The organism is Streptomyces sp. NPDC000878 (assembly GCF_053599695.1).
Map to the genome: position 1 here is coordinate 17159 of NZ_JBSFMT010000030.1, position 26569 is coordinate 43727.

The 26569-nt window shown below is 70.0% G+C and carries 26 protein-coding genes; 20 read left to right on the forward strand and 6 right to left on the reverse strand.

Translation table 11 applies throughout. The features are described 5' to 3' along the window. The first annotated feature begins 8 nt into the window (after positions 1 to 8). The 8 genes from ACWDR4_RS25395 (at position 9) to ACWDR4_RS25430 (ending at position 9095) form a co-directional block, all read left to right on the forward strand. Positions 9 to 407 carry a PAAR domain-containing protein gene (locus ACWDR4_RS25395; RefSeq protein ID WP_371658246.1) on the forward strand — a complete coding sequence of 133 codons (399 nt, stop codon included), beginning with the start codon at positions 9 to 11 and terminating at the stop codon, positions 405 to 407. Beyond that, the gene (locus tag ACWDR4_RS25400) at positions 404 to 805 is read left to right on the forward strand and encodes a GPW/gp25 family protein (protein ID WP_371658245.1); all 402 of its coding nucleotides are present in this window, start codon (positions 404 to 406) and stop codon (positions 803 to 805) included. The genes ACWDR4_RS25395 and ACWDR4_RS25400 overlap by 4 nt, the downstream gene beginning before the upstream one ends. Next, positions 802 to 4341, forward strand: coding sequence for a putative baseplate assembly protein (locus ACWDR4_RS25405; protein WP_450411922.1), 3540 nt, complete (start codon positions 802 to 804; stop codon positions 4339 to 4341). Before ACWDR4_RS25400 ends, ACWDR4_RS25405 begins: the two co-directional genes overlap by 4 nt. Positions 4342 to 4349: 8 nt before the next feature. Beyond that, positions 4350 to 5312, forward strand: a complete 963-nt coding sequence (locus ACWDR4_RS25410) for a baseplate J/gp47 family protein (RefSeq protein WP_450411924.1) — start codon at positions 4350 to 4352, stop codon at positions 5310 to 5312. Further along, the gene (locus ACWDR4_RS25415) at positions 5309 to 5962 is read left to right on the forward strand and encodes a phage tail protein (RefSeq protein ID WP_450411925.1); all 654 of its coding nucleotides are present in this window, start codon (positions 5309 to 5311) and stop codon (positions 5960 to 5962) included. The genes ACWDR4_RS25410 and ACWDR4_RS25415 overlap by 4 nt, the downstream gene beginning before the upstream one ends. A gap of 17 nt (positions 5963 to 5979) precedes the next feature. Next, on the forward strand, positions 5980 to 7800 hold the full coding sequence (locus tag ACWDR4_RS25420; RefSeq protein WP_450411926.1) for a hypothetical protein: 1821 nt from the start codon (positions 5980 to 5982) through the stop codon (positions 7798 to 7800). Positions 7801 to 7835: 35 nt separating this feature from the next. Further along, a complete protein-coding gene (locus ACWDR4_RS25425) occupies positions 7836 to 8066 on the forward strand; it encodes a hypothetical protein (RefSeq protein WP_450411928.1) in 231 nt (76 codons plus the stop codon). 99 nt (positions 8067 to 8165) lie between these two features. Next, complete coding sequence (locus tag ACWDR4_RS25430; protein ID WP_450411929.1) at positions 8166 to 9095, forward strand: peptidoglycan recognition protein family protein; 930 nt, start codon at positions 8166 to 8168, stop codon at positions 9093 to 9095. Between the two features lie 819 nt (positions 9096 to 9914). Here ACWDR4_RS25430 and ACWDR4_RS25435 read toward each other — a convergent pair. The 3 genes from ACWDR4_RS25435 to ACWDR4_RS25445 all read right to left on the reverse strand — a co-directional run bounded on the left by ACWDR4_RS25435 (position 9915) and on the right by ACWDR4_RS25445 (position 12181). Next, entirely contained in the window at positions 9915 to 10259 is a 345-nt protein-coding gene (locus ACWDR4_RS25435) for an STAS domain-containing protein (RefSeq protein WP_450411930.1), read from the reverse strand. 176 nt (positions 10260 to 10435) lie between these two features. Further along, positions 10436 to 11689 (reverse strand): cation:proton antiporter, encoded by a 1254-nt coding sequence (locus tag ACWDR4_RS25440; protein WP_450411932.1) that lies wholly within the window; start codon positions 11687 to 11689, stop codon positions 10436 to 10438. A 6-nt stretch (positions 11690 to 11695) separates the two neighbouring features. Next, entirely contained in the window at positions 11696 to 12181 is a 486-nt protein-coding gene (locus ACWDR4_RS25445) for a cation:proton antiporter regulatory subunit (RefSeq protein ID WP_450411933.1), read from the reverse strand. 381 nt (positions 12182 to 12562) lie between these two features. On the opposite strand from ACWDR4_RS25445, the gene nhaA reads away from it, so the two are divergent. The 7 genes from nhaA to ACWDR4_RS25480 all read left to right on the forward strand — a co-directional run bounded on the left by nhaA (position 12563) and on the right by ACWDR4_RS25480 (position 17782). Beyond that, positions 12563 to 13891: a Na+/H+ antiporter NhaA gene (gene nhaA / locus ACWDR4_RS25450; RefSeq protein ID WP_450411934.1), complete on the forward strand. Its 1329-nt coding sequence runs from the start codon at positions 12563 to 12565 to the stop codon at positions 13889 to 13891. Next, positions 13891 to 14160: a hypothetical protein gene (locus ACWDR4_RS25455; protein WP_450411936.1), complete on the forward strand. Its 270-nt coding sequence runs from the start codon at positions 13891 to 13893 to the stop codon at positions 14158 to 14160. Before nhaA ends, ACWDR4_RS25455 begins: the two co-directional genes overlap by 1 nt. 119 nt (positions 14161 to 14279) lie before the next feature. After that, positions 14280 to 14576, forward strand: a complete 297-nt coding sequence (locus ACWDR4_RS25460; protein ID WP_450411937.1) for a hypothetical protein — start codon at positions 14280 to 14282, stop codon at positions 14574 to 14576. Further along, complete coding sequence (locus ACWDR4_RS25465) at positions 14573 to 14845, forward strand: hypothetical protein (protein ID WP_450411939.1); 273 nt, start codon at positions 14573 to 14575, stop codon at positions 14843 to 14845. Before ACWDR4_RS25460 ends, ACWDR4_RS25465 begins: the two co-directional genes overlap by 4 nt. Positions 14846 to 14970: 125 nt before the next feature. Further along, the gene (locus tag ACWDR4_RS25470; protein ID WP_450411940.1) at positions 14971 to 16134 is read left to right on the forward strand and encodes a hypothetical protein; all 1164 of its coding nucleotides are present in this window, start codon (positions 14971 to 14973) and stop codon (positions 16132 to 16134) included. A gap of 216 nt (positions 16135 to 16350) precedes the next feature. Continuing rightward, a complete protein-coding gene (locus tag ACWDR4_RS25475; protein ID WP_450411942.1) occupies positions 16351 to 17088 on the forward strand; it encodes a flavodoxin family protein in 738 nt (245 codons plus the stop codon). 121 nt (positions 17089 to 17209) lie between these two features. Next, positions 17210 to 17782, forward strand: coding sequence for a DM13 domain-containing protein (locus ACWDR4_RS25480; protein ID WP_450411943.1), 573 nt, complete (start codon positions 17210 to 17212; stop codon positions 17780 to 17782). A 455-nt stretch (positions 17783 to 18237) separates the two neighbouring features. On the opposite strand, the gene ACWDR4_RS25485 is transcribed toward ACWDR4_RS25480, so the two are convergent. Further along, complete coding sequence (locus ACWDR4_RS25485; protein WP_450411945.1) at positions 18238 to 19746, reverse strand: SulP family inorganic anion transporter; 1509 nt, start codon at positions 19744 to 19746, stop codon at positions 18238 to 18240. Between the two features lie 422 nt (positions 19747 to 20168). Here ACWDR4_RS25485 and ACWDR4_RS25490 point away from each other — a divergent pair, with 422 nt between their 5' ends. After that, a complete protein-coding gene (locus tag ACWDR4_RS25490) occupies positions 20169 to 20573 on the forward strand; it encodes a MerR family transcriptional regulator (protein WP_450411947.1) in 405 nt (134 codons plus the stop codon). 727 nt (positions 20574 to 21300) lie between these two features. Beyond that, a complete protein-coding gene (locus ACWDR4_RS25495; protein WP_450411948.1) occupies positions 21301 to 22344 on the forward strand; it encodes a lactonase family protein in 1044 nt (347 codons plus the stop codon). Positions 22345 to 22392: 48 nt separating this feature from the next. Here the strand turns inward: ACWDR4_RS25495 and ACWDR4_RS25500 are convergent, their stop codons facing one another. After that, positions 22393 to 22911, reverse strand: a complete 519-nt coding sequence (locus ACWDR4_RS25500) for a nitroreductase family deazaflavin-dependent oxidoreductase (RefSeq protein WP_450411950.1) — start codon at positions 22909 to 22911, stop codon at positions 22393 to 22395. A 168-nt stretch (positions 22912 to 23079) separates the two neighbouring features. Between ACWDR4_RS25500 and ACWDR4_RS25505 the strand changes: the two genes are divergently transcribed. From ACWDR4_RS25505 to ACWDR4_RS25515, 3 genes are all read left to right on the forward strand, one after another. Next, positions 23080 to 24186 (forward strand): PP2C family protein-serine/threonine phosphatase, encoded by a 1107-nt coding sequence (locus ACWDR4_RS25505; protein ID WP_450411952.1) that lies wholly within the window; start codon positions 23080 to 23082, stop codon positions 24184 to 24186. Between the two features lie 34 nt (positions 24187 to 24220). Continuing rightward, a complete protein-coding gene (locus ACWDR4_RS25510) occupies positions 24221 to 24757 on the forward strand; it encodes a MarR family winged helix-turn-helix transcriptional regulator (protein ID WP_371658225.1) in 537 nt (178 codons plus the stop codon). A 218-nt stretch (positions 24758 to 24975) separates the two neighbouring features. Beyond that, positions 24976 to 25686: a hypothetical protein gene (locus ACWDR4_RS25515; RefSeq protein ID WP_450411954.1), complete on the forward strand. Its 711-nt coding sequence runs from the start codon at positions 24976 to 24978 to the stop codon at positions 25684 to 25686. 28 nt (positions 25687 to 25714) lie between these two features. Here the strand turns inward: ACWDR4_RS25515 and ACWDR4_RS25520 are convergent, their stop codons facing one another. Then, on the reverse strand, positions 25715 to 26461 hold the full coding sequence (locus ACWDR4_RS25520) for a DUF4142 domain-containing protein (RefSeq protein ID WP_371658223.1): 747 nt from the start codon (positions 26459 to 26461) through the stop codon (positions 25715 to 25717). Between the last annotated feature and the right edge of the window lie 108 nt (positions 26462 to 26569).

Below are 26569 nucleotides of genomic sequence, written 5' to 3' on the forward strand. Positions count from 1 at the left end.
GGAATTCCATGGGGCAGTTCGCTGCGAAGCAGGGTGACCTTGTCACGGCCACCGACATCCATGTCGTCATGGTCTCCGGGCCCTCGGGCCCGGTGCCGACGCCGTTGCCGCACCCGTTCACCGGGATCATCAACGGCGGGCTGAGTGCCGACGTCAACATCATGGGCAAGCCGGCGGCGGTGGCCGGGTCCACCGCCGAGAACACCCCGGCACACCTCCCCGCGCCGCCGGGCACCTCGTTCCAGAAGCAGCCGTCGAACACGGCCACCCTCGAAGGCGGCAGCACGACTGTGAGGTTCAACGGGAAACCCGCGATCAGGACCGGTGACCGGGCCTCGACCTGCAACGACCCGCAGGACCTCCCCAACGGGACGGTCATGGCCACGGGCACGGTGACGATCGGATGACCGAAGTGACGGACAGCGGCTTCCTCGGCACCGGCTGGGCGTTCCCCGTCGGCCACGACCCCGAACAGGGCATACGGCTGACCGGGAGCGGTGCGGAGGCCGTCCGCCAGTCGATCTGGCTGATCCTCGGCACCTCGCCCGGCGAGCGCGTGATGCGGCCGGACTTCGGCTGCTCCATCCACGACGCCGTCTTCGACGTCAACGACGCGAGCACCGCGGGACGCGTCAGCCGGTCGGTGCGCGAGGCGCTGACCCGCTGGGAACCGCGCATCGACGTACTGGACGTCTACGCGGCACCCGACCCCGAGGACCGGCACCGCCTGCTCATCGAGATCAACTACCGGATGCGGTCGAACAACAGCCGCTTCAACCTCGTCTACCCCTTCTACGTCATATGACCGGACAGTCCCCACCCATCGACCCCCGCGACCGCGCAGCCCTGGTCGCCCAGACCACCGCGCTGGCGACCCGCTACAGCGGCTGGCAGCCGCCCGCCGACGGACGTCCGGACGGCGGCCAGGCGCTGATCGGTGTCTTCGCGCGCTTCGCCGAACTGGTGGTGCAGCGTCTCAACCAGGTGCCGGAGCGCGACTACCTCGCGTTCCTCAACCTGATCGGGACCCAGCCGTCGCCACCCCTGCCGGCGCGCGTGCCGCTCACCTTCCGGCTGGCCGAAGGCAGCCGGACCGACGCGCTGGTCCCGGCCGGCACACAGGTAGCCGCCGACCCGCGGGACGGCGAGGACGACGAGGTCGTCTTCGAGACCGGGACCGATCTGGTCGTCACCCGTTCCCGACTGCTGACCGTCGTCGTGGACGACGCCCCGCACGACACCTACGACGACCGCAGCGCCGAGGCGACCGGCGACCAGGACGAACCGTTCGCCGCCTTCACCGCCGAGCTGCCGGTGCCGCACCAGCTCTTCGTCGCCTGCGACCCGGTACTGACCGCCGAGGGCACCAAGGACGTCACACTGATCCTGGCGACCCCGGACGGCACCTTGCTCGACGGGTGGCCGATCTCCTGGACGTACTGGGACGGCACCCGGTGGCAGTCGGCGGAGGCCGGCACCACCCCGCAGGACGGCGCGTGGACGGTGACCCTCACCGGCCTGCCACAACTGCCCCCGTACGAGGTGAACGGCACCTCGGCCGGCTGGCTGCGAGCCCAGCTCGACATGCCCCTGCCGCACGGCACCTCCGGGCTGCCGCCCGACGCGGTCGCGATCGGCAGCCGGGCTCCCCAGGACAGCGCCGACGGGGTGTTCCCGTTCGGGCAGACCGACCAGGGCCGGTTCTTCTACCTCAGCGTCGGCGAACCAGTGGCGGCCCTCGGCGCCGACGTCCGGCTCGCCATCACTCTGGCCCGACCCGGGGTGGCCGGCCCGGCCACCCCGGTGCGGCTGGTGTGGTCGTACAAGGACGGCGACGAGTGGCGGCGGCTGGGTGAGTCCAGCACGGCGGCGGAGACGGCCGACGCGGGCGACACCGGCCTGCGGGACGGCACCCTGGCGATGACCCGCGACGGCGAGATCAGCTTCCGCGTACCGGCGGACTGGCCCGCCGAACTGTTCCAGGGCTGGTCCGGGCACTGGCTCCGGGCGGAGATCGTTCAGGACGGCGCGGCCTACACCCGCCTGCCGCAACTGGCGTCACTGACGCTGGGGTTCGACTGGGATCCGCCCACCGTCACCGGCATCGAGGTGCGCACGGAGACCGTGCCGGAGCCGGTGGCGCCGCCCGGAGCGTTCACCAACGGCACCCCGCTGGACGTGACCAAGGACTTCCCCCCCTTCGGCGAGCAGCCGCGCTTCAACGACACCTTCTACCTGGCCTGCCCCGAGAGCCTGGTCCGCCCCGGCGCGGACCTCACCCTCGACGTGACCCTGACCAACGGCCCGGACGGCCCTGTGCCGCCGGTGAACACCGACGGCGACCCGCGGATCGTCTGGGAGGCATGGGACGGTAGCGGTTGGCGCCCGGCGACCGTCGACGACCCCGACTACGCCTTCACCGCCGACGCCACCCTGCTGCTCACCCCGCCCGACGGCTTCGCGCGCACCGAGGTGGGCGACGTCGAGGGGCACTGGCTGCGCATCCGGTTGATCGGCGGCGACTACGGGGTCGCGGCCGGCTACACCCGAAACAGCGACGGCTCCTACGAGCTGGTCGACGCCACGTTCGCACCGCCGGTGGTCACCACCCTGTCGTGGAGTTCCCCGGGGCCGGCGGCGCCCGTCCCGGCACCGGTCTGCGTCACGCACAACGACTTCCGCCTCACCACCCACCACCTGGACCCCGGTACGCCGTGGTCCGTCACCCCCTTCACCCCGCACCTGGAGCAGGACTCCGCTCTCTACCTCGGCTTCGACCAGCCGTTCGACACCCGGCCGGTCACGCTCTACCTCCAGGTCGAACCGCCGGAACCGGAGGACGTGGCGGCCGACCGGCTCGCCGGGACCGACCTGACCGACCCCGTCGGCCTGGTGTGGGAGTACGGCGGCCCCGACGGCTGGCAGTCGCTGGCCGCGGTCGACGAGACCGCGACGCTGTCCGGTCGGGGCACGGTGCGGTTCGTCGGACCGGCGGACCTGACCGCCCGGGAGTACTTCGGTCAGAGCCGCTGCTGGCTGCGGCTCCGCCTGAGGCACGGAAGCTTCCCGGTCACGCCGCGGCTGCGCCGGATCCTGCCGAACACGACCTGGGCGACGCAGGCCGTCACCGTCACCGACGAGGTCCTCGGATCGGGCACCACCGAGGCCGGCCAGCGGCTCAGCACCGCGCAGAGCCCGGTCCTGGCCGGTCAGCGGCTGGTGATACGTGAGCCGGAGCGCCCGACGGCGCCGGAGGAGGCCGAACTCACCGACGCCGAAGGCGCCGACGCCGTGACGGTCACCGAAGACCCCGAGGAGGTCTGGGTGCGGTGGCACGAGGTGACCGACTTCCACCGCTCAGGTCCGCTCGACCGCCACTACACCATCGACCGCCGGACCGGTGAGATCAGCTTCGGTGACGGTCGGGCCGGACGGGTCGTACCGCGTGGGCAGAGCAACATCCGCGTCACCTACCGCACAGGCGGCGGCGCGGAGGGCAACCGCGACGCGGGGACCGTCGTGACGCTGAAGTCCGCCGTCCCCTCCATCGACTCCGTCACCCATCACGAGCCGGCCTCCGGCGGCAGCGCGTGGGAACCCCTGGACCGGGTGCGGGCCAGGGGGCCGAGGTCGCTGCGCCACCGCGACCGCGCCGTCACGGCCCAGGACTTCGAGGACCTCGCGTACGAGTCCTCCGCCGAGGTGGCCCGGGTCCGGGCGGTGCCGCCCAGCCGGTACGACCCGTTCGACCTCTGGCTCGACCCGGCGGCTCCGCAGCCGGGCAACGCGCACACGGAGGCCGAGGCGAACGCCGGAGGGGTCGGGGTCGTCGTGGTCCCGTACTCCGGCGACCCCCGCCCGGCACCCGGCCTGGGGCTGCTGCGCCGGGTCGAGGAATACCTGCGGGCGCGGTGCGGCCCGACCACCGCGCTCCGAGTCACCGGCCCGGAGTGGATCGAGGTGACCGTCGCCGCGACGGTGGTGCCGTCCTCCCCGGACGTCGCCGGCCTGGTCGGGGGACGGATCGAGCAGACCCTGGAGGGCTTCCTGCACCCGCTGACCGGAGGACCGGACGGCACAGGCTGGGCCTTCGGCCGCAAACCGCACCGCTCCGACCTGTACGCGGCCATCGAGGCCGTCGACGGCGTCGGCCACGTCCCCGCACTCACGGTGACGCAGGTGGCCCACTCCGACGATCTCGGCGACCGGCTGGAGGAAGTGCTCGGCCGTTCGCTGGCGCAGCTCGCGGCCGAGCCCGTGTCCCCGGAGCTGACCCGATGGCTGGAACGGGCACTGGTCTTTTCCGGCCGTCACCGCATCACCGTGACCCTGGGAGCGTGAGGAGTTCCGTGCCGATTCCCCTGCCGAGGCTTGATGACCACGACTTCGACGACCTGGTCGGCGAGGCGCGGGCTCTCCTCCCCGTCCTCCTGCCGGAGTGGACCGACCACAACCCCGGCGACCCCGGCATCGTCCTCGTCGAGCTGCTGGCCTGGCTGACTGAGATGCAGCTGTACCAGGTCGACCAGCTGTCGCAGAGCCACACCCTCAACTTCCTGCGGCTGCTCGGCGGCCCCCAGTGGTCACCGCCGGACACCGGCGGCCTCGACGCGGCCGTACGCCAGAGCGTCGCCGCGCTGCACGAACGCCACCGGGCCGCGACCGCGGACGACTACGAGTACTTGGTCCGCACGACCTGGCCCGAGCAGCCGCAGGCAGCCGGGCTTCCCCGGGTACGGCGGGTGCGGTGCGTGCCGGGCCGGAACCTGTCCGGCACCGACCCGGCCGCGGCGGCCCCGGCGCACGTCAGCGTCGTCGTCCTCCCCGAGCCGGGCGGGACGGCGGACACGCACCCACTGCCTACCGAGGCACTGACCACCGCCCTGCGTGAATTCCTCGACCCACGAAGGATCCTGACCGTCCGCCACCACGTGGTCGGCCCGGAGTACGTCGACGTCACGGTCTCCGCCGACCTCGCCCTGTACGAGGACACCGTGCCGACAGACGCCCTCACCGACGCGCGGAACCGGCTGCGGGACTTCTACGACCCGTTCACCGGCGGTGACACCCGCGACGGCTGGCCCTTCGGGCAGAGCGCGTACCTGTCCGAGGTGTACGCCGTACTCGAACAGTCGCCTCTGGTCGACCACATCGAGAACATCCGCCTCACCCGCACCGGCACGGACGGCGACACCGGCGTGGAGGACATCGCCTTGGACGCCCACCAGCTGGTGCGGCTGACCCGGGTGGACCTGACGGGCTACGACAGCTACGGCAGAACCCACCCGTCGACCTGGGAGCTCCCGGCATGAACGGCGTGAGCAGTGTGAGCAGTGTGAGCCGCTATCTCGACCACCTGCCGGCGGTGTTCCGGGAGGACCCGTTCGCCGGCCGGTTCCTGTTGGCGTTCGAAGCCGTGCTGACCGGCCATGACGACATCGTGGGCCTCGAACAGCTCATCGAACGCTCCGCCGACCACATCGACCCGCTGACCACCGGCGAGGACTTCCTGCCGTGGCTGGCCGGATGGGTCGGCCTGAGCCTGCGCGCGGACTGGGACGCGGACACCAAGCGCGGGTTCATCCGCGAGATCGTGCCGCTGTACCGGCAGCGGGGGACCCTGGCCGGGCTGCGCCGGATGCTGGAGATCTACCTGCGGCCCCTGGACGACGAGGTGACCCGCGACGACGTGGTCGTCTTCGACGAGTTCGAGACGCCCGCCCACTACTTCCAGGTCCAGCTGACGCTCGGCGACGCCGACCCCGGACGGCTGCGCCGCGTCCAGGAGATCGCCCGGGCGATCATCGACCGGGAGAAACCGGCCCACACCTTCTACGCGCTCAGGGTCGTGGTGCCCACGATGCGGCTGGTCTCCGAGGAACTGCGCGAACGCGAGGGCGGCGTACCGGAGTTGCTCATCCTCGGCCAGAACACCGTGCTCGGCACGCGTGACTCGACCTGACATTCGGAGGAAGCCCGATGGCGGACTACACCCAACCCGACGTCGTACCGAAGCGCGTCCGCTTCTTCGACGGGCAGTTCCTGCAGGACCAGGACTTCATCGACGAGCAGAGGTTCCACCTCGACCGTGAACGCAGGCAGAGCAGACTTCTGCGGCTCACCGGAGTCAGCACCGGCCTGACGGTGACCTCGGCCGAGCCGTCCCGGATCACCGTGACCGCCGGCATGGCGGTGGACTCGCCGGGCCGGCACCTCGTCCTGGCCGCCGACACGACCCTGCCGCTCGGCGAGGGTTTCGCCGGGCAGCAGGGTATCGAGGTGCACCTGGCCTACCGGGAGGTCGCGACGGACGTGGCGCAGACCGGTGGGGCGAACGAGCGCCGCTGGGACGAGAGCCCCAGGATCGTGGTGGTCGCTCCGGACGGCACCGCCACGGTCACCCCCGACGAGGCCCCGACCGGCCTGGACGGCCCCACGGTGCTGCTCGCCCGGCTCGCGGTGGCCGAGAACGGCGAGGTCACGGTGGACTTCACCGCGGCGCAGCGTTCCACCCTCTCGGTCGCGGGCGCGCTCGGCATCGGCACCGACGCCCCCGCCAGCGACCTGGAGATCGGCGACTACGGCCCGCAGGACCGGCAGTTGACGTTCAAGGTGGCCGGCGGCGACCGGTACCGCAGCGGGATCCGGATGCGGGCCGGCTCGGAGAGCGAGAACGAGGGCTACTCCCTGGAGTACGACCGGCGGCCGGCCGAGGGACAGGGACTGCACGTCAGGACCCACGGTCCCGACGATCCCGAGGACGGCACGACGAGGCTCTTCGTCGCCCCGGGCGGCGATGTCGGTATCGGCACCACGGCACCGGACAACCAGGGCGGATGGGACCGGGTCCTCGACGTGGTGGGTGCCGCGAGAACCAAGCTGTCGCTGCGGACCGCGGACATCGAGGGGCGCGTGGTGGCGCACCAGGGGGGCGCGTTCGGCGCGTTGCCGGGGATGGCCGTGGGCACGGTGTCCTCCAGCCCGCTGACTCTGGTCACGGCGGGGAAGGCCCGGCTCAGTGTCACCGCCGACGGTCACCTGGGCATCGGCACCGTCACCCCGGACGTGGGTACCGGGGAGTGGGGCCGGGTCGTCGACGTCGTGGGCCCGGGCAGCTCCAAGCTGTCGGTGCGGACCGCGAAGGTGGACGCGCGGGTGATGGCGCACGACACGGGAGTGTTCGGCGCGGGGCCGGGCATGATCGTCGGCACCGCGACCAACAGTGCGCTGTCTCTCGTCACCAACCAGGCCAGTCGGCTCACCATCGGCGCGTCCGGCAGCGTCGGTATCGGCACCAACAAGCCCACGTCCAGACTGACCGTCAGCGCCGAGGACAACCACCTCCAGCTGCGCCGGGAGAGGATCGAGCCGGACGCGGACAACAAGTACGTCTTTCTGGAGCTCTATCAGGACGACACCGGACCGGCGACGTATCCCCCGGCGTCCTTCAACATCAGGTTCAACCACCACGGCTATTACCAGCATCGGATCGAGGCTGGACGGTGGGGGTTTCACTTCAAGCACGGCGACCTGAACAACGACACGTACCGGGACATCTATGCGGCGCAGGTCACCGCCACGTCACTGGCGATCGGTTCGGTCAGCATCGGCGAGTTCGAGCTGGCCGCGCTGAAGAAACTCGCCGCGGGAACGCTCGGCGTCGAGCTCTTCAGCCCCCGCCTCAACGAGTACGGCTACGCCGCCGACGAGGTCAAGTCCGATGTGAAGAACTACGTTCTGACACACCCGACTCCCAGCGTCGAATACCGCAGATGGGTTCTCAAGATCCCGGCTTCGTGATGCACGCGAACCATTGAGCGAGAGGGACGACCGGCATGAGAGCCGAGATGGAAAAGCGCGTCTCCGAACTGGAGACCGAGTACCGAGAAGGACAGCGCATGCTCGCCGACCTGGAGGCCAGGCAGGCCGACCTCCAGCAGACGATGCTCCGCATCAGCGGCGCCCTCCAGGTGCTGAACGAACTCCTGGCCGCCGAGAACGCCTCGGAGACCGGCGACGCCGAACAAGCGCTGTCGACAGCGGCGAGCCAACACGCGGATGTGTGAGCGACCGATGCTCACCACGCGCCGTACCACCTGATATCCGCTCATCCCCGTACGTCCCGTGCCGGTCCGGCCGGGGCTCGTCCCACGTCTGGAGGTCCCATGGCGACTCCCCTGTCCGCAAGTCGAATCGTGGCCGCGTTGAAGGCCGAGGGTGTGAAGGTCGTCGAAGACGACGGCTGGCGCACCCGCAACCGTAACTACAAGGGTGCTTGGGGCCCCGTGAACGGGGTGATGATCCACCACACCGTCACCTCCGGCACCAAGGCCAGCGTGGACCTCTGCCGCGACGGACACGCCACCCTGCCCGGCCCGCTGTGCCACGGCGTCATCGCCAAGGACGGCACCGTCCACCTCGTCGGCAACGGCCGCACCAACCACGCGGGCTCGGGTGACGGCGACGTGCTGAAGGCCGTCATCGACGAAGGCGCCGCGCTACCCGCCCCCAACGAGAACGACACGGACGGCAACACCCACTTCTACGGTTTCGAGTGCGTCAACCTCGGCGACGGCAAGGACCCCTGGCCCCAGGCGCAGTTGGACGCGATCAGGCGCGCGTCGGCCGCGCTGTGCCGGGCGCACGGCTGGTCGGCACGGTCGGTGATCGCTCACAAGGAGTGGACCAACACCAAGATCGACCCGCGTGGGTTCTCCATGAAGGACCTGCGGGCCGACATCCAGCAGCAGCTCACCGGGAAACCCCAGAAACCCCAGCCGCAACAGGAGAAGGACGACGACATGGCCCTGACCGACGCCGACCTCGACAAGATAGCCCGCCGGGTGTGGGCACTCTCCGGTGACGACCCCCTGAAGGGCGGGACCGCGAAGGTCTCGAAGGAGATGATTCTGTCGGGGATGGCCGGGCGCCTGCACCGCGTGGAGACGGCGGTGGCGGCCCAGGCTGCCACGATCGACAAACTCGTAAACGCCATGACGGCAGACCCGGCCGCGGACCTCGACGCCCTGAAGACGGAGATCCGGCAGGCCATCGAGGGCATCTCGGCGACGGTCCGCCTCGACGTGAAGAGCTGACGAGGAACCATGGCGGTATTCCTCCCTCTTGGCGGCCATGGCAAGAGGGAGGATGCCCCGGCGCGTCGGCGTACGGCTACCGCCACCACTTCTCGAAGGCGCGCATCGCTGCCGGGATGTCCTGCGGTACGCCATGAGGCCCGCGCCCCCGACGTGGCGGCCCAGCCCTCGAAGGTGATGGCAAGCCGGGTTACACGTCCAGGCCGCGGAGGTGGCACTCCCGTGCTGGCACTGTGCTGGTGCGACTCCGTCGGCAGGCCGTCCGTGGTGCCTTCGTCGGGGAGGCGCCTACTGAAATCCGCCGGGGTGGTCCTGGGCCCATCACAGGAACGCGGCGGAGTGCTGCTGGTTTGAGATCGCCGCACCTTTGGGGAGTTTGCCAGGGTTGTCACTCACTACACTCCCCGGGTGAACAACATACGGTGCACCCAATGCGGAGCAGTGGGGCTGGAGTTGGGCTTCGTAGAGGACTCCGGAAACGGCGCAACCGGGTCCGCGCGGTGGATAGCAGGACCTGTTGAGCGAGGGCTGCTCGGCGGCGTCAAGAGATGGGGCCGCCTGCGCCGGCAGATCGATGCCTACTGTTGTCCCACCTGTGGCCACCTGGAACTGTTCGTTTCCCAGCAGAGCTAGGGGCGTGGTTCATGAGAAACAGGAACGGCCCGTGGACACCATCTTGCTGTCCGGCGTGATGTGGATCAGCCCCAGGAAGCCGTCATTGACTAGGGTTCCGTCGATCAGGGGGAGGAACGAGGTAAACAGAAGGCGCGCTCGGGCGGCCCGGGTGTCGCCGGATTCCGGTCAACTCAGAATCCTCGCCTACGAGTCGTCGCTGTGTTCGGCCGACAGAGCACGGGAGAGGCCGATCTGGTGCAGGACTGATCGAGCCCGCTCGTCCGCATGTGTGATGACCAGCCGCGTGCTGTGTGCCTGGGCGGTGCGCAGAGCCATGAACAGTGCCGCGCAGCCGTCCGGGCTCAGGTAGTGCACGTCGGTCAGGTCGACCTCCAGGACCTCTGCCCCGCCGTCGACCAACCGGACCAGTCGTCGGCCGGTCGCATCGGCGTTATTGACGTCCAGGTCGCCGTGCAGCCGGACCACCTCGTGAGCGCGGGTGCCCAGGAGTTCTGGCTGTCGGCGGTGGCGCGAGCGGAAGAGGCGCATCAGTGGCTCCGGAGCAGCGGCGGATGATCGCCGACCAGGCTTCCCGGCACACCTGCCGGAAGCGTACCGGCCGTACTGCCGGGGCGCCTCTCCTGTGCCTCCCTTGGCGAACCAGGCGTCCCTGGCCGCTGCCGCACCGGAGGAAGCTCCGCTGACTTACGTCGGTCGGCGCTCGGTCACGCGTGGCCAACGGCGTCCTGGTCGTCGATGGTCTCGTACGCGTCCGTCGGCACAGGCACGTCTTCGCTCGGCTCCGGGGCCGGTGGCCGGTGGCGTTGTCGGAGCAGGCGGGTGGCCAGGGGTTCGGTGTAGCGGGCGGTGAGGGGGCCGAGGATGACGAGGATCAGGACGTAGGCGGTGGCCAGCGGGCCGAGGGCGGGCTCGATTCCGGAGGTGACGGCGAGCCCGGCGATCACGATGGAGAACTCGCCGCGGGCGACCAGGGTCCCGCCGGCCCGCCAGCGTCCTTTGGCTGCGATGCCGGCCCGCTTGGCGGCCCAGTAGCCGGTGGCGATCTTCGTGAAGGCGGTGACGACGGCCAGGGCGAGAGCGGGCAGCAGAACCGGCGGAATGCTGGCGGGGTCGGTGTGCAGACCGAAGAAGACGAAGAACACCGCCGCGAACAGGTCACGCAGCGGGGAGAGCAGACTGTGGGCGCCCTCGGCGACTTCTCCGGACAGGGCGATGCCGACCAGGAAGGCACCGACGGCGGCGGAGACCTGCAGTTGCTGGGCGAGCCCGGCGATCACCAGGGTCAGTCCCAGCACGACCAGCAGCAGCTTCTCGGGGTCGTCGCTGGAGACGAACCGGGAGATGTGGCGGCCGTAGCGGACTGCGAGGACCAGCACTAGGACGGCCGCGCTGAGCGCGACGGCGAGGGTGACGCTGCCTGCCGCGAGTCCGGCCCCGGCCAGCAGCGCGGTGACGATGGGCAGGTAGACCGCCATGGAGAGGTCTTCGAGGACGAGGATGCTCAGGATGGTCGGGGTCTCGCGGTTGCCGAGGCGTCCCAGGTCGCCGAGTACTTTGGCGATGACGCCGGAGGAGGACACCCAGGTGACTCCGGCCAGTACGACGGCTGCGACCGGGCCCCAGCCCAGTAGCAGTGCCATGGCTGCGCCGGGCAGGGCGTTGAGGGCGGCGTCGACGAGTCCGGCGGGGTAGTGGGTCTTGAGGTTGGAGACCAGGTCGCTGGCGGTGTACTCCAGGCCCAGCATGAGCAGCAGCAGGATGACCCCGATTTCGGCGCCGACGGCGACGAAGTCCTCGCTGGTGCCCAGCGGCAGCAGTCCGCCGTTGCCGAAGGCGAGGCCGGCCAGCAGATACAGCGGTATCGGGGAGAACTGGAAGCGTCCCGCGAATCGGCCGAGCAGTCCGAGGACCAGGATGATGCAGCCGAACTCGATCAGGAAAACGGCGGAGGAGTGCATGGCGGGTCACTCCCGCCCAAGTATCGCGGCGGCCGTCTCCACGCCTTCGCGGGTGCCGATGAGGATGAGGGTGTCACCGCCTGCGAGCCGGAAGTCGGGTGTGGGGGAGGGGATCGCCTCGGCCCGGCGCAGTACGGCGACGATGGAGACGCCGGTCTCGGTACGCATCCGGGTCTCGCCCAGCAGGCGCCCGTTCCAGTGCGAGGTGGCCGACAGTTCGATGCGTTCGGCGACGAGGCCCAGGTCGGTGGTGGACAGCAGGTTCGGGGTGTGGTGGGCGGGCATCAGCGCGTCGATGAGGGTGGCCGCCTCCTCCGCGGTCAGCCGGACGGAGAGAGCACAGGCGTCCGGATCGTCCTTGCGGTAGGCGCTGATCGTGCGGTGCCCGTCGCGGTGGGCGACCACGGACAGGCGGCGGTTCTCCCGCGTCGTCAGGTCGTAGCGGACCCCGATTCCCGGCAGCGGCGTACTGCTGAGGCGTGGCGTGCCCATGGCTGTCCCCCTTCTCTCGGCGTGAGCGATGTTCCTGTGGCTCGCGTACGGGGGACGCTCTGATGAGCGCCCAGGTCCGGCCTGTGAGCTTCATCCTAGGCGGCCGGACAAATGGGCACCGCTTCCGGTGATCGTCACCCGCCAGGGGAGAGGGGGGTCCCGGTCGACGGTCCCAGCTGTCGCGCGGACCTTGTCTCGATGCTGATGACCGAGGGTGTGTGGGGCAAGGAGGAGCGATTCCGCTTCGCATCGAGGTGTACGGACCTCGGCAACGGATAGGGTGTAAAGAACGCGTCAAGTGACGTGCGGTGTGCCGGGAAGTCTGGTCGGCGTGGAATGGGCCATGGGCCCTTCGTCGCCGATGCCCGGAGGTCCCCTGTCATGGCGGATGCCCCGCAGTCCCGTTCGCTGTTCCTCGGTGTGCTCCCGCTCCCGGAGCGGCAGGCCGTCGCCCGCGCTCTGCGGACGGAATCGGTGGGCGGCCTGATCCTGCTGGCCGCTGCGGTAGTGGCCCTGGGGTGGGTGAACAGCCCCTTCAGCGGGTCCTACGAACACATACGCGACTTCCACTTCGGCATCCCGGCCCTCGGGCTGGATCTGTCCGTCGGCCACTGGACCGCGGACGGACTGCTGAGCGTGTTCTTCCTCGTCGCGGGGATCGAGCTGAAACGCGAACTCGTGGTCGGCGAGCTGCGCAGCCCGGCAACAGCAGCGCTGCCTGTCATCGCAGCCCTGTGCGGCATGGCGGTCCCGGCCGCCCTTTACGCCGCCACCGCGGGCTTCGGCGGTGGCAGCATGGACGGGTGGGCGGTGCCGATGGCCACGGACATCGCTTTCGCCCTCGCCGTTCTGGCGGTTGTCTCCACCCACTTGCCCGCTGCGCTGCGGGCGTTCCTGCTCACCCTCGCCGTAGCCGACGATCTCGGCGCGATCCTGGTGATCGCCGTCTTCTTCACCGCCGATCTCAATCTGTACGCGCTCGCCGGGGCCTTCGCCGGGCTGGTCGTCTTCTACCTGATCCAGCGGCTGAGGGTGACCGGCTGGTGGTGGTACCTCCCCCTCGGGGTCACCATCTGGGCGCTGATGTACAACGGCGGCGTCCACGCCACCGTCGCCGGCGTCGCCATGGGCCTGCTCCTGCGCACCACCCGCGACGAGGGCGAGAGCGCATCGCCCGGCGAACGCACCGGATACCTGCTGCACCCTCTGTCCGCCGGCATCGCGGTCCCGCTGTTCGCGCTGTTCGCCGCCGGTGTCAGCGTCTCCACGGGCGCCCTGGGGGAGGTGTTCTCCAGCCCCGAGCCACTCGGCGTGGTCGTGGGACTGGTGCTCGGCAAGACGGTCGGGATCTTCGCCGGCACCTACCTCGCGGCCCGCTTCACCCGGGCACGTCTGAACCCGGATCTGGCCTGGGCCGACGTGTTCGCCCTCGCCGCCCTGGCCGGGATCGGATTCACCGTCGCCCTGCTCATCGGCGAACTCGCCTTCCCACAAACCGCCCTGGGCGAGCACGTCAAAGCCGCGGTCCTCATCGCCTCACTGGCCTCCGCTCTCCTGGCCACGCTGCTCCTGCGCCGCCGCAACCGGCTCTACCGGCGCCTGTACGAGGAGGAGAACACCGACGCGGACGCCGACGGCATCCCGGACATCTACCAACAGGCCGCTCCCACACCGGCCGGGCCGGACCGGGCTGACGGGGCGTCCGGCTGATGGACGCCGACACCTCACTGCTGGCACCCGCGATCATGGCCGCCGCCCTGGTGATCAGAACGGCCGTCGGTGAACTCAGGCGCCCAGGCACCGCCCGCGAAGAGTGGGCCTTCGCCACCAACCGCCGCGCCATGGCCGCCGGAACAGCGACCGCCGCGGCCGTAATCCTGCTCGGCTGGCACCAGTCCGGCCCCGCTGCCGCGGCCTGGGCCCTGCTCATCGGGGCGCTCACCGCACGCCTGTTCCACCGCGACCGGGACCGCTCATGACCGCGCCAACGGCGGGCGCTTCGCCGGCCTCGCGCCGACCACCGGTCCTGCGGCGATCGACCCCACCGCTCGCCCGAGTCGACCCGCCTCGCCCACACATCCACAGGAGCCCCGCACCCATGACCTGGCACTGGACCGGTCTCGCCTTCTTCTCCCTCACCTTGTTGCCGGCCGGGCTGGCACTGGTCACCGGCCGAATACCGCACAGGCTGCGGCACCGGCTCGCCCCCATGCGTCCACGCGGCTGGGCACTGCTCGGCCTCTATTCCGCCGCCCCCCTCAACACGATCCCGCGCCTCGCCGAGGCACCGCCCGCGACCATCGTGGTAGCTACGGCTGCCGCAGCTGTCCTCGCCGCAGCGGGCTGCACCTACGCAGCCCTCGCTCCGCACCGGACCAGGAACGCCGCCCAGTGATCAGCAGGCCGCGCCTGACACGCCTCGCGTTCTCGCTCACCGTCTGGTGGATGCTGCTCTCCCTCGCCCTCTGGCTCCTGGGCAGGGCACTTGACCAGCCCGCCTCACTCGGGCAGTGCACTGCCTCGGCTGCCTTCTTCGTCGTCCTGGGGGAGACCGGTGACTGGCTGCGACGACGCTGGCGGGCCGGCCGGATCGCGACTCGGCACCAACCGGCACCGCCACGGCCCCGACCGCCCGACGGGAAGGAACCGACCACGCACTCGTGACGATGGGCTCGCGTCACCGTCCTGGGCGAGCCGGCCCACGCCCGTGATCCGTATGTGATCGGTGCGCCGTAGTCTCCACCCGGCCAGGGAGTTACTGGTTGCGCGATCAAAACGGGGGACAGCACATGGCATACAGACGTGCGGTGATACCGGCACTGGTCGGAGGGGTGCTGCTCACCGCGCTCCTGTGGTGGGCGGGGGCCAGTGCGCAGGCGCTGCACCTGCAGGGCACCGCCGACGTCATCGGTGGCCGGGCTGCGGCCGATCTCCAGCAGTGGCTCACTCCGTGGTCGTACGACCCTCCGGACTCGGTCCGGTTCGGCGCCGGGGTGTCCGGCGGAATCGGGGAGACGGCCGGTATCGACGGCGGCCGTTACCTCGATCTGTACGCGACCGCGCTGCAGATCCGGTTCGCCGCGGTCTTCGCCTTCTTCGTGCCCGGTGCGCTGCTCCTGGTCCGCAGACTGCCGCCGGTGCAGGGTCGGATGCCCGCCGCGCTGCTCGCGACATGGGCGTGGGGTCTGGTGGCCGGGACCCTGGCGGTGACCGTCTCGGCGCCGTGGCTGATCGCTTCGCAGGGGTACGGCAGTTACCGCTTCCTGCCGCAGTTGGCGGGCGTGATCTCTTCCGGGCGGCAGATCCTGGTGCTGACCGCGCTGGTCGCGGCGGCGGCGACGGTGTTCGCGGCGCGCATCACCGCCAAGGGCGCAGGTCCGCTGCCGCAGGAGATCGTCCCGGCGCGTGCCGCGCGGCTGGCCGCCAGTGCCGGGACCGCGGTGGTCGCTCTGTCCCTGGTGGTCCTCTCCTACCAGTCGGTCGCCGGCGCTCTCCAGACGGCGTTCACCGGCGGCGGGCTGCTTGCCGAACCGGGCGACCTGCTGCGCCAGTGGCTCCTGCTCGGCGCCTGGGCGGGTCCGGCGGACACACCGCTCGGTGACTGGCTCCTGTACCGGGCCGCCGACGCGCTGCTGCTCGTGGTGGTGTGGTGGTCACTGCGGCGGTTGCCCGGGCTGCTCACCCGGGCCACTGTCCCGGCGATGGCGGTCGGTGCCGTCTGCGCGACTGTTCTCGGGCTGCTGGCGAGCCAGGTGCTGCGGACGGTGACGGACGGGGCGGGCATGCGCTGGGGCCTGATCTACCTGTCCACCGGCCTCGGCGGCGGCGTCCCGGCCGCCCTGACCTGGGGCCTGGCGGCGGGAGCCACGGCCGCCGTGACACTGCGGGTGGCCGTGCGACGCACACAGGCTGCCGATGCCACGCCTGCTGTCCAGGATCCCGCCCGGCCGTAGCGATGCTGCCGGGTCCCTGACCGACCAGGTACCGCTTCCGCGTCCTCGGCCTTGAGGGTGAGAGGCGGGCGCACGACGGCGTTGGACGCCCGGGGCAAGCGCCGTGCGCCGGTGCGGCGCAGCGGGACAATGCGCGCGTTCCGCGAGACGCTGGCGCCGGGACGGCGCGAAGGCGTTGTCTCCGAGCCCCTGTCCGTTCTCCCTCCGGAGTCCGCCATGGCAGCACCGACCGACTCGTCCCCTGAGGACAGCTACCGCTTTGACGACCTGCGTGCACTCTTCGTCAACTGCACGCTCAAGCCGTCCCCCCAGCTCAGCCACACCCAGGGACTCATCGACAAGAGCCGGGCGATCATGGAGGCGCGGGGAGTGACCACGGACGAGATCCGTGCCGTCGACCACGACATCGCCCCCGGCGTCTACCCGGACATGACCGAGCACGGCTTCGCCACGGACGCCTGGCCCGCACTGTACGAGCAGGTGATGGCCGCGGACATCCTGGTGCTGGCCGGACCGATTTGGCTGGGCGACAACAGCTCGGTCACCAAAAAGGTCATCGAGCGGCTCTACAGTTGCTCCAGCCTCCTCAACTCCCAGGGCCAGTACGCCTATTACGGGCGGGTCGGTGGGTGTCTGATCACCGGCAACGAGGACGGTGTGAAGCACTGCGCCATGAACGTCCTCTACAGCCTTCAGCACCTCGGCTACACCATCCCGCCGCAGGCCGACGCGGGCTGGATCGGACCGGCGGGGCCCGGTCCGTCGTACCTGGACCCCGGCTCCGGGGGCCCGGAGAACGACTTCACCAACCGCAACACCAGCTTCATGACCTGGAACCTCATGCACCTGGCTGCCCTGCTCAAACGCGCCGGAGGAGTCCCCGCCCACGGCAACCAGCGCACGGAATGGGACGCCGGCTGCAGGCCGGGGGCGGACAACCCCGAGCACCGCTGAGCCCAGCCGATCCGCATGCCGGCCGCCGCGTAAGGATTCCGTCATCACCTCAGGGGTACGGAACGCCTGCCCGTCTCCGTTGAATGGAAAGACAAGCGAACTCCGAGGAAACGGGGCAGGGATGTGGCGCGTGCGGAAGGTACTGACCGGGCCGTTGGCCGTAGCGGTGCTGGTGGCGGCGGTCGCCGGGGTCGGCTTCGGGCTGTACTGGTTCCAGCCGTGGAAGCTGTGGCAGAACGAGACCGTCGAGGAAGCCCTGCCGGGGGTGGTCGAGACTTCCGTGCCTCCTACTGCTGCGGCGGCTTCGGCCGCACCCTCTGAGCAGCCCTCGGCCGCCGGCCCGCAGACGCTGGCGAGTGGTGAGCTGATCAGCCACGAGCACGCGACATCGGGCACGGTGAGGCTCGTACGGCTGGTCGACGGCTCCCATGTGGTCCGGCTGGAGAACCTCGACACCAGCAACGGACCGGACCTGCGCGTCTGGCTGACCGACGCACCGGTGAAGGAGGGGCGGGCCGGGTGGCACGTCTTCGACGACGGGAAGTACGTCAGCCTCGGCCGGCTCAAGGGCAACAAGGGAAGCCAGAACTACGCCCTGCCCAGGGACGTCGATCCATCGAGCTACAGCAGCGTGACCATCTGGTGCGACCGTTTCGACGTCTCCTTCGGCGCCGCGCAGCTGGCTCGCATCTGACAGCGGTGGGGATCGGCGACTACGCGCTACGCAGCGCCCAGTTCATCGACGGTCTGGTCCGCGTGGCCTGCACGCCGTGACCAGGCGCGGGGACGACCGCCGAGCCGGCGTGTCGCTGCGCCTGGTGCAATACCCCGCCGTCGCCTCGCTCGTGTCGACGCCCTGTTCGCCGAAGCCGTGTTTCCCGACGGGACGAATAGGACTTCCCGTGTCCTGTGGAACCTGTGCGCGAGGCCGGCGATGGCCGATCCCCAGTCCCGCCCAGCTCTTCGCCGACGGGTCCGATCGTCTGGGAACCCGACTGGCCGGCCTGCTGCGGCGGGCGCACGCCGACGGCGTACTCGACGAGTCGCACCGGGGCACTGGGAGGGGGAGCCGCCGCACCCCCGCAGGGCCGCGGGGGTTCGGTGCCTCCCCACGGCGTCTCAGCATCAGCTGGCAGCCGGACGTACCGGTCAGTGGCTGCCGGTGAGTTCGCCGCTGAGCGTCTTGTGGATCCGGGCGCTGGGTTCGTTCAGGCCGATGATCTCGACGGTCTTGCCGCGCTGGGCGTACTTGGTCTCGATGGCGTCCAGGGCGGCGACGGAGGAGGCGTCCCAGATGTGGGCGGCGGACAGGTCGATGACGACCCTGTCCGGGTCGCCCGCGTAGTCGAACTGGCCGACGAGATCGTTGGAGGAGGCGAAGAACAGCTCACCGGTGACCCGGTAGACGACAGTGGTGCGGTCGGGGTCGGTGACGGCGGTGACCTCGGCGAGGTGGGCGACGCGCTTGGCGAAGATGACCATCGCGGTGATCGAGCCGACGACGACACCGATGGCGAGGTTGCTCGTGGCGACCACGCACACGACGGTGATCACCATGACGGTGCTCTCCCCGGCCGGCATGCGCTTGAGCGTCTTCGGGGCGATGGAGTGCCAGTCGAAGGTCGCGAATGACACCATGACCATCACCGCGACCAGGGCGGCCATGGGGATGTCGGAGACGATCGGCCCGAATACGACGCACAGCACCATCAGGAACGCGCCGGCCAGGAAGGTCGACAGCCGGGTGCGGGCGCCGGAGACCCGTACGTTGATCATCGTCTGGCCGATCATGGCGCAGCCGCCCATGCCGCCGAGGAAGCCGGTGACGATGTTGGCGACGCCCTGGCCGATGGACTCGCGGGTCTTGGAGGAGCGGGTGTCGGTGATCTCGTCGACCAGCTTCGCGGTCATCAGCGACTCCATCAGGCCGACCAGTGCCATGGCGAGCGCGTACGGGGCGACGGTGGTGAGGGTGTCCAGGGTGAACGGTACGTCCGGCAGTCCCGGCACCGGGAGAGAGGACGGCAACTCTCCCTTGTCGCCCACGGTCGGCACCGCGATGCCTGCCGCGACGGTGATGACCGTGAGGATGACGATCGACACCAATGGCGCCGGGACCACCGTGGTGACCTTCGGGAAGAACACCATCAGTGTCAGCCCGGCGGCGAGCAGCGGATAGACCGGCCAGCGAACGTCCGTCATCTCCGGCACCTGCGCCATGAAGATGAGGATGGCCAGGGAGTTGACGAAGCCGACCATCACGCTGCGCGGTACGAACCGCATCAGCTTGGCCACCCCGAGAGCGCCCAGGACGATCTGGAAGACGCCGGCGAGGATGACGGCGGCGACGAGGTAGCCGAAGCCGTGCTCGCGGTTCAGCGGAGCGATCACGAGGGCGACGGCGCCGGTGGCCGCGGAGATCATGGCCGGTCGGCCGCCGACGACCGCGATGGTCACGGCCATCGTGAACGAGGCGAACAGACCGATCGCAGGGTCGACGCCGGCGATGACCGAGAACGAGATCGCCTCCGGGATCAGCGCCAGGGCGACCACCAGACCGGCGAGCACCTCAGTGCGCAGCACCTTCGGGTCGGACAGCCAGGTGGGACGTCGGGAGCCACGCAGCCACGCGGCCGGGGACAGTGCGGAGGAGGACAAGACGAGGGGAACCTGTCGTGCTCGGGCACACCCGGCACCACGGCGGGCGTGCAGGCAGGCGTGGAGGAACGGGGTGGTCCACCACGAGGTCCGCGAGCGGCGGACCGAAGTCAGAGGGCAGCGGCGACGCGACCCGAGAAGGGGTCGGGCGCTGCTTGGGGGCGAAGGATCACGGCGGGCAGGCGGCGGCGCCGGGCAGCACGGACATGCGCACGCTCTCTCCTGCGGACGACGGACATCGGGCTTCGCCGGGGGCTTCGTCGGCCCCGACACGGCTGACGGTGACGGGACGGCATCCCGCACCAGGGAAACGGGCACGGCAGGCAGCCGACCCGGCACCCGAGGAACTCTACCGTAACGTTAGGGTAGAGATCGGCGGCTCACGCCCGTAGCCGCAGTCAGAGCCGAGGAAGGCACCCCGCGTGAGCAGCGAGCACATGCAGATCGGCGAGGTCGCCGTACGGACCGAACTGTCGCTGCGCACCATCCGGCACTACGAGGACACCGGCCTCGTCATCCCCTCCGCCCGCTCCCAGGGAGGCTTCCGCCTCTACACCGAGGCCGACGTCGCCCGCCTGATGGTCATCCGCCGTATGAAGCCGCTCGGCTTCACCCTTGACGAGATGCGCGCCCTGCTCGACGCCACCGACCGACTCGACTCCGGCGAGGAACTGCTGCCCGCAGACCGTGAGGAACTGCTGGAGCGCGTACGCGGGTTCGAGCGGGCCGCCCGGCAGCGGGTCGCGGATCTGCGTACGCAGCTGGCCCGGGCGGAGGAGTTCGCGACCACGCTGGCGGAGCGCCTGACGAAAACTCCCGCCTCCTGACATGGTCCCGTCGGCGCTTTGTCGCGATGGCTGTTGGCGAGCGGCTGTGGGATGCAGCCTCGTCGCCGGGGTGTCGAGTGGATCGGTGATCGTCGGGGCGCCGTCGGTCTGTTCGGGTCTGCGGTGCTGGGTATGAGCCGTCCACGCTCACGGACTCACCATCAGTAGCTCGTCCGCAGCGAGGCTCCGGCATGGCCGGGAGGGTACAGAACTGGCAGGAGGGGAGCCCGCCGACGGCCGGTACGCCGTCCGTGCCGCGAGACTTTGCCGGTATCACTCCTGGGCGCAACGGCAATCGACCGTCGGTCGGCTCCCCGCTCGATCATTGCATAGTGCAAAATGAAATCGCCAGTCATTCCGACCGCTTTCCGGGGAAGTCCTCCCGACGGGTCCGGCCAGGGGCGGACGAACTGATAGTGACACCCTGTGGATGGTGTGCCAGGCGAGAGACCTTACGAGAGCCTGACGTGGTGGTGAAACCCCTCGTGACCCGCTCGTCCCGCAGGTAACTCTGTTGCTGCGCGCCGCCGTTCCGTGGTGGCGGCGAAGGTCCGAGGAGCAACGCATGAGCAGGCACACCAGGCGCAGGTCATCGCTACAGGTCCGGCTGACCGTCGCCGGAGCCGGGATCCTTGCCGCGGCGGCGGCCGTCACCACGGTGAACTTCGCCTCAGCCGGGTAACTCCAGCGGCCTGGGCGCACGGCCGGGGCGGGTCACGCGGTCTTCGTGCAGGGCAATGAGCTCGCCGGTAACACCATCCACGCCTTCGGGCGCGGATACGACGGCGCGCTGAGTGCCGCGGGCGGCTTCGCGACCGGCGGCAAGGGTGGGGACCAGGTCGACGCGCCCACCGACTCGCTCGCGTCCCAGGGCTCCCTGGTCCACGACGAAAGGTCGGGCCTGCTGCTGGCGGTCAACGCGGGCAGCGGCACCGTGACGTCGTTCCGGGTCCAGGGGCAGAAGTTGACGGAGCGTCGAACCGTGTCCTCTGGCGGGGACTTCCCGGCGTCGATCGCGGTCTCCGGCACGCTGGCGTACGTCATGAACGCGGGCGGAGTGGGCAGTGTCCAGGGATTCCGGATCACCGCGAAGGGCCTGGTGGCGTTGAGCGGTTCACATCGCTCGCTCGGGCTGGACAACGAGAAGGTGCCGCTGTTCAGCAGCTCGCCCGGTCAGGTCGCGTTCACGCCGGACGGCCGCGCGCTGGTCGTCACCACCAAGTCGGCGAACACCGTCGAGGTCTTCCCGATGCAGGGTGACGGACGTCCCGCCCATCGGCCGGTGGTCAACGACTCCGCGGGCGGAGTGCCGTTCGCGATCACCTTCGACAAGGCCGGCCGGATGCTGGTGGCCGAGGCCGAGAAATCGACAGTGAGCACATACAAGGTGCGCGCCGACGGAACCCTCAAGGTCGTCCAACGGCCCCTGGCCAACGGCCAGAACACGCTGTGCCGGCTGGAGCGGGCCGGCGACTTCTTCTACGGCGGCAACACCGGCAACTCCACGGTCACCGGTTACCGCACCGACCGGCACGGAAGGCTCGCGCTCACGAACGACATCGGCATCGCTACCCCGCCCTCGGTCATGTCCCAGGGGGTCATCGACCTGGCGGTGACCAGGGACGAGAGGTTCCTGTACGTGCAGAACGGGACCTCCGGCACCGTCGACGGCTTCCGCATCGGCAAGAACGGCTCCCTCACCAAGGTCACCACGGCCACAGGACTGCCCTCCTTCGCCGAATCCGGCATGGAGGGCATAGCCGCCGTGTAAGGAAGCGGCCACTGCGGCCCGGCGCCCCGGACGTCCTTGTCCGGGGCGTCACGCGTGTGAGCATCCATGTTGGCAGTCTCCGGCGGCGTCGAGTCGGACGAAGGGGACGGTTCGCCCCGCCTCGCGGTACGACGGCTCGCTGCCGTCGACGTGAAGTCCCATGTACGCGCACAGGCGGTGGGCCGTCCGGGGATGGCGCCGGGCGTAGTCGGCCATGACCTCGGCGCCTTCGTCGGGTGTAAGGAAGCGGGCAGTGACGGCGTAACGGCGGGTGCCGACCTGCAGGAGCGTCTTCGGCTGCTCCCGCAGGTTCCTGTACCAGTCGGCCTCCGGCCCGAATCCGGAGGCGACGGTCCAACTCGCGTCGGCCGGGGAGCGGGACACCGCTTCCAGGACCACCAGGCGGTCGAGGCTGCTGACTCGGCCGACGTGGTGCAGCAGGAGCAGCCGTTTCCCGAAGAGGCGCCCCAGTCCTGAGCGGAAGAGCAGGATCGGCAGCCGCGCCGCCAGGCGCCGCCACCCGGTGGGGAGTTGGGGGCGGCGAGGTGTGGCGCTTCTGCGCCTCATGGTCGCCTTCCGCGGGTCGGGAATGTCGGCTCTCGGCCTCGATCGGGTAAAGAACCGGGATTGAGAGCCGTCTCACGCGAGCAACCTTTGCATAGCCTAAATGTGGAGGAGGGGTGCCTGCGGAGAATGGGGGTGGCTCTCGAGCGCCGCGACACCGTTGGAGTAGGTATGACCGAGAAGAAGCCGCCGTCGAGCTGGACGGTGCTGTCCTGGATGCCGGGTGTGGTGATGGCGGTTGTCGCGGTGGTGGACGTCGTGGCCGGGCCGGGGGTGGGCTTTCTTCCGCTCGTGTCGCTCGGGCCCGCGTTCTCCGGGTTGGTCGGGGGGTGGCGTCGTACGGCGGTGTTCGGGCTCGTGGCGCTGGTGCTGTGCGTGGGGCTCGGCCTGTACGACGGGCTGTTCGAGGAGCGTCGCGGGTTCACCGCGATGGCGTCGGTGGCGGGCGTGACAGGTGTGGGTATCGCGGCGGCCGTGATGCGCTCGCGCCGCGAAGGGGAACTGGCCAGTGTGCGGTCGATCGCGGAGGTCGCCCAGCGGGTGCTGCTGCGGCCGGTGCCGTTGACCGCGGGGCCGCTGCAGGCGGCGGTGTCCTACACCTCGGCGGTCGCGGAGGCGCGCATCGGCGGGGACCTGTACGAGGTGGTGGCCTCGCCGCACGGCATCCGGGTGATCGTGGGCGATGTGCAGGGCAAGGGCCTGGCTGCGGTGGAGACGGCAGCCGTCGTCCTCGGTGCCTTCAGGGAGGCGGCGCACGACGAGCCGGACCTGGTGGGCCTCGGCGAGCGCCTGGAACGGAGTTTGGCCCGGGAACTGGAGGGCGAGAAATTCGTCACCGCGATCCTCGCCGAGATCGGCGCACGCCACGAGGCCGTCTTCCTCAACTATGGCCATCCTGCGCCGATGGTCGTACGCCAGGACGGAGCCGTCGACTTTTCGCAGCCGCTCGCCTACGCTCTCCCGCTCGGCTTGGGCGTACCCGCAGGGGATGGGCCGAAGCCGTACCGGGTGGACTTCGCCCCCGGTGAGCAGCTGTTGCTCTACACCGACGGCGTCACCGAGGCCCGCGACGAGGACGGCTGCTTCTACCCCGTCGGTGAGCGTGTGCACCTGCTCAAGGACCCCGACGCGCACCGAGCCCTGGAGGCCCTGCGTGCGGATCTTGCCCAGCACGCCGGCGCTCCGCCCCACGACGACGCCGCGATGCTCCTGCTCCGGTATCACGGTCATGAGAAAGGAAAATCTGCTCCCAACTCTTGCGCGAGTCCCGATGCGTGAGTGAGGAGCGCTTTCGGGGCGGTAGAAAGGACGTATGGCGGAGCGCGAGACCCCTGGCGGGGCGATGGACGATGTTGACGTGGTGACCCGTGCGGTGTTGACCGCGTCCCGCTTGCTGGTGGCGGTCTCCGCGCGCTCCCTCGCCGAGGTCGAGGAACGGGTGACGCTCCCGCAGTTCAGAATGCTGGTGGTGCTGTCCACGCGCGGTGCCACCAAGCTGGTCACGCTCGCCGACTTTCTCCAGGTGGCGCCGTCCACCGCGATGCGCATGGTCGACCGGCTGATCGCGGCCGGGCTCGCCGACCGGCAGTCCAACCCCGACAACCGGCGCGAGACCCTCCTGCAACTCACGGAGGAGGGACGGCGCACGGTTGCGGACGTCACCGCCCGGCGCCGCGCCGAGATCGCCGCGATCGTCGAACGGCTCACCCCTACGCAACGGCTGGCACTCATGGAGGCCCTCGCAGCCTTCAACGAGGCCGGGGGAGAACCCCTTGCGGAGGCGCTGGACGTCGCAGGGCCGCACCCACTGGGGTGGGCGGTCGACGTGCCCCTGCTCCGCGACGCCTGACCCGCCCGGAGCCGCCGTCGGATTCGAGCCCGCTCTCCTCCCTCTCGACGCGTTTTGCGTAATGCAAGGGATGCGTGCGGGTGTGGTCGGGCTGCCTGATTCCGGCAACGCAGGCTGCTTGTACCCGTCCGGTCGGGGGCAGTGTGGACCGCCCGCTTGTCACGCCAGGATGCAGGGCCATGGCTGGACACGGAAGGACGCCAGAAGGGGACACGTGCATGCGCCGAAGACGTCGGCCTCTGCCGGAGGTGCACCTGATGGCGCATCTGCGGAGCACGGTGTGGGGGCCGGCCGAGTTCGTCGGCCTCCCACCGTGGCGGCTGGCCGCAGAGGGGCTTGTTGCCGGGTGTGTGGCGGCGGGGGTGATCGTCGGCGTGACGATCGGTGGTGCCTGGTACGGGATTCCCGGGCTGGCGGACGGTGAGGGCGGCCTGGTCTGTGCCGCCGCGCTCGCCCTCTACCTTCGCGTGATGCGGGCCGGACGGGCATTGATAGCCATCGTCGCCCTGCTCGGGGTCTGCCTCGCGTTGCAGGCGCCCCAGGCGGCCGTGGGTCTGGTGTTGGCGGAGCGGGGCCGAGTGGGGTCCGTGGTGGTGACATCGGTCGAGGCCGAACTGGGTGCCGTCCCCGGCCGCTATCTCTGTTCGGTGGCCGACGGTGACGGCGTGCCGCTGAAGGTCCGTATCTGGCGGGGGTGCGGGCGGGCCACCCGACCTGGCGATGCGCTTGCCGTCGTGTACGACGTGAAGGGGCGCGTGCAGCCGCGCGGAGTGGAGGCCGGAGCGTCGCAGGCAGGGCACCTGCGTGACCTGGTTTGCTGGGTCGGCACTCTGGTCGCCGCGTGCCTGGTCGCGGTCGTACGCTCCTACCGGCTCTCCGCCGCCGTATCCCGCTGCCCTGACCGACGGGCCTCGTCGGCGGGACCGTGACAGGTCGCACCGGCCGACCTTTCGCCGATCATCCGCTGGTCGGGCTGGGAGCGGTTGTCGGGGCGCTGGTCCGGACGTTCAGGTCCGGGCGCGGTGTGAGAACGAGGATGGGAGAGCCGGGCTGGGGTGCGGGCGGAGTGACCTGATCCTTGGGGATCTTGGGCGGGGTGGTCTGCTGGAAGTTGACCTGGTCGATGTTGACCAGACCGGTGTTCTCCAGCACGGTGATGTGGTCCAGGACGGTGTCGTTGGCCAGGTCGGCGAGCTGGCGGACCAGGGTGTTCTGGGTGCTGGCACGAATCTTGGCGATGACCGGGAAGATCTGACCGTGCGTGACCCGCATGATGCCGACCGCGGTGGAGTCGAACTCCTTGCCGCTCTTGGAGTCCACCGTCGCCACGAACTGCTGCTGCTGGGGGCTCGCCAGGTTTGGCAGGGTGATGTTCAGCTCGGGGGCGATCTTGAGGCACATCTGGTCCAGCCCGGCATGGCCGACGATCAGGTGCTTGCCGGCCTCCTTCATTGCCGGGCTGGTGCCGCGCGCCATCGCCATCTCTCCCAAGGGGTACTCCCACAGACCGGCCGCGCGGACCTTGACCACGAAGTCGCGGTCTGCCTCGGTCAGTGGCCCGTACTGGGTGTTGGCGATGATCCGGTTCGTGTTCGTCGTCGCGTTCTCTATGCCGAGCATCGCGGGATAGGCGAGGGCTGTGAGGGTCAGACCCAGCGCCCCGAACACGAAGACGCTTCCCAGCTTGTTGAGTGAGACGGGCATGGAGACTCCTGACGTGAGCGAGCTGTATGCCAGGGGGTACGGGCTCGCGGAGGAGAATCTTCATTGCACTGGGTAAATTTTGCAGTGTATGACGTGATGCGCATCACA

What these genes read in the sequence shown, in the direction of transcription:
- ACWDR4_RS25445 (WP_450411933.1), bottom strand. Translation starts at nt 12,181, where the DNA reads ATGGGCACGCCACGCCTCAGCAGTACGCCGCTGCCGGGAATCGGGGTC.
- ACWDR4_RS25520 (WP_371658223.1), bottom strand. Translation starts at nt 26,461, where the DNA reads ATGCCCGTCTCACTCAACAAGCTGGGAAGCGTCTTCGTGTTCGGGGCG.
- ACWDR4_RS25400 (WP_371658245.1), top strand. Translation starts at nt 404, where the DNA reads ATGACCGAAGTGACGGACAGCGGCTTCCTCGGCACCGGCTGGGCGTTC.
- ACWDR4_RS25455 (WP_450411936.1), top strand. Translation starts at nt 13,891, where the DNA reads ATGGACGCCGACACCTCACTGCTGGCACCCGCGATCATGGCCGCCGCC.
- ACWDR4_RS25420 (WP_450411926.1), top strand. Translation starts at nt 5,980, where the DNA reads ATGGCGGACTACACCCAACCCGACGTCGTACCGAAGCGCGTCCGCTTC.
- ACWDR4_RS25500 (WP_450411950.1), bottom strand. Translation starts at nt 22,911, where the DNA reads ATGAGGCGCAGAAGCGCCACACCTCGCCGCCCCCAACTCCCCACCGGG.
- ACWDR4_RS25395 (WP_371658246.1), top strand. Translation starts at nt 9, where the DNA reads ATGGGGCAGTTCGCTGCGAAGCAGGGTGACCTTGTCACGGCCACCGAC.
- ACWDR4_RS25510 (WP_371658225.1), top strand. Translation starts at nt 24,221, where the DNA reads ATGGCGGAGCGCGAGACCCCTGGCGGGGCGATGGACGATGTTGACGTG.
- ACWDR4_RS25470 (WP_450411940.1), top strand. Translation starts at nt 14,971, where the DNA reads ATGGCATACAGACGTGCGGTGATACCGGCACTGGTCGGAGGGGTGCTG.
- ACWDR4_RS25460 (WP_450411937.1), top strand. Translation starts at nt 14,280, where the DNA reads ATGACCTGGCACTGGACCGGTCTCGCCTTCTTCTCCCTCACCTTGTTG.
- ACWDR4_RS25435 (WP_450411930.1), bottom strand. Translation starts at nt 10,259, where the DNA reads ATGCGCCTCTTCCGCTCGCGCCACCGCCGACAGCCAGAACTCCTGGGC.
- ACWDR4_RS25405 (WP_450411922.1), top strand. Translation starts at nt 802, where the DNA reads ATGACCGGACAGTCCCCACCCATCGACCCCCGCGACCGCGCAGCCCTG.
- ACWDR4_RS25480 (WP_450411943.1), top strand. Translation starts at nt 17,210, where the DNA reads ATGTGGCGCGTGCGGAAGGTACTGACCGGGCCGTTGGCCGTAGCGGTG.
- ACWDR4_RS25425 (WP_450411928.1), top strand. Translation starts at nt 7,836, where the DNA reads ATGAGAGCCGAGATGGAAAAGCGCGTCTCCGAACTGGAGACCGAGTAC.
- ACWDR4_RS25505 (WP_450411952.1), top strand. Translation starts at nt 23,080, where the DNA reads ATGACCGAGAAGAAGCCGCCGTCGAGCTGGACGGTGCTGTCCTGGATG.
- ACWDR4_RS25415 (WP_450411925.1), top strand. Translation starts at nt 5,309, where the DNA reads ATGAACGGCGTGAGCAGTGTGAGCAGTGTGAGCCGCTATCTCGACCAC.
- ACWDR4_RS25440 (WP_450411932.1), bottom strand. Translation starts at nt 11,689, where the DNA reads ATGCACTCCTCCGCCGTTTTCCTGATCGAGTTCGGCTGCATCATCCTG.
- nhaA (WP_450411934.1), top strand. Translation starts at nt 12,563, where the DNA reads ATGGCGGATGCCCCGCAGTCCCGTTCGCTGTTCCTCGGTGTGCTCCCG.
- ACWDR4_RS25515 (WP_450411954.1), top strand. Translation starts at nt 24,976, where the DNA reads ATGCGCCGAAGACGTCGGCCTCTGCCGGAGGTGCACCTGATGGCGCAT.
- ACWDR4_RS25475 (WP_450411942.1), top strand. Translation starts at nt 16,351, where the DNA reads ATGGCAGCACCGACCGACTCGTCCCCTGAGGACAGCTACCGCTTTGAC.
- ACWDR4_RS25430 (WP_450411929.1), top strand. Translation starts at nt 8,166, where the DNA reads ATGGCGACTCCCCTGTCCGCAAGTCGAATCGTGGCCGCGTTGAAGGCC.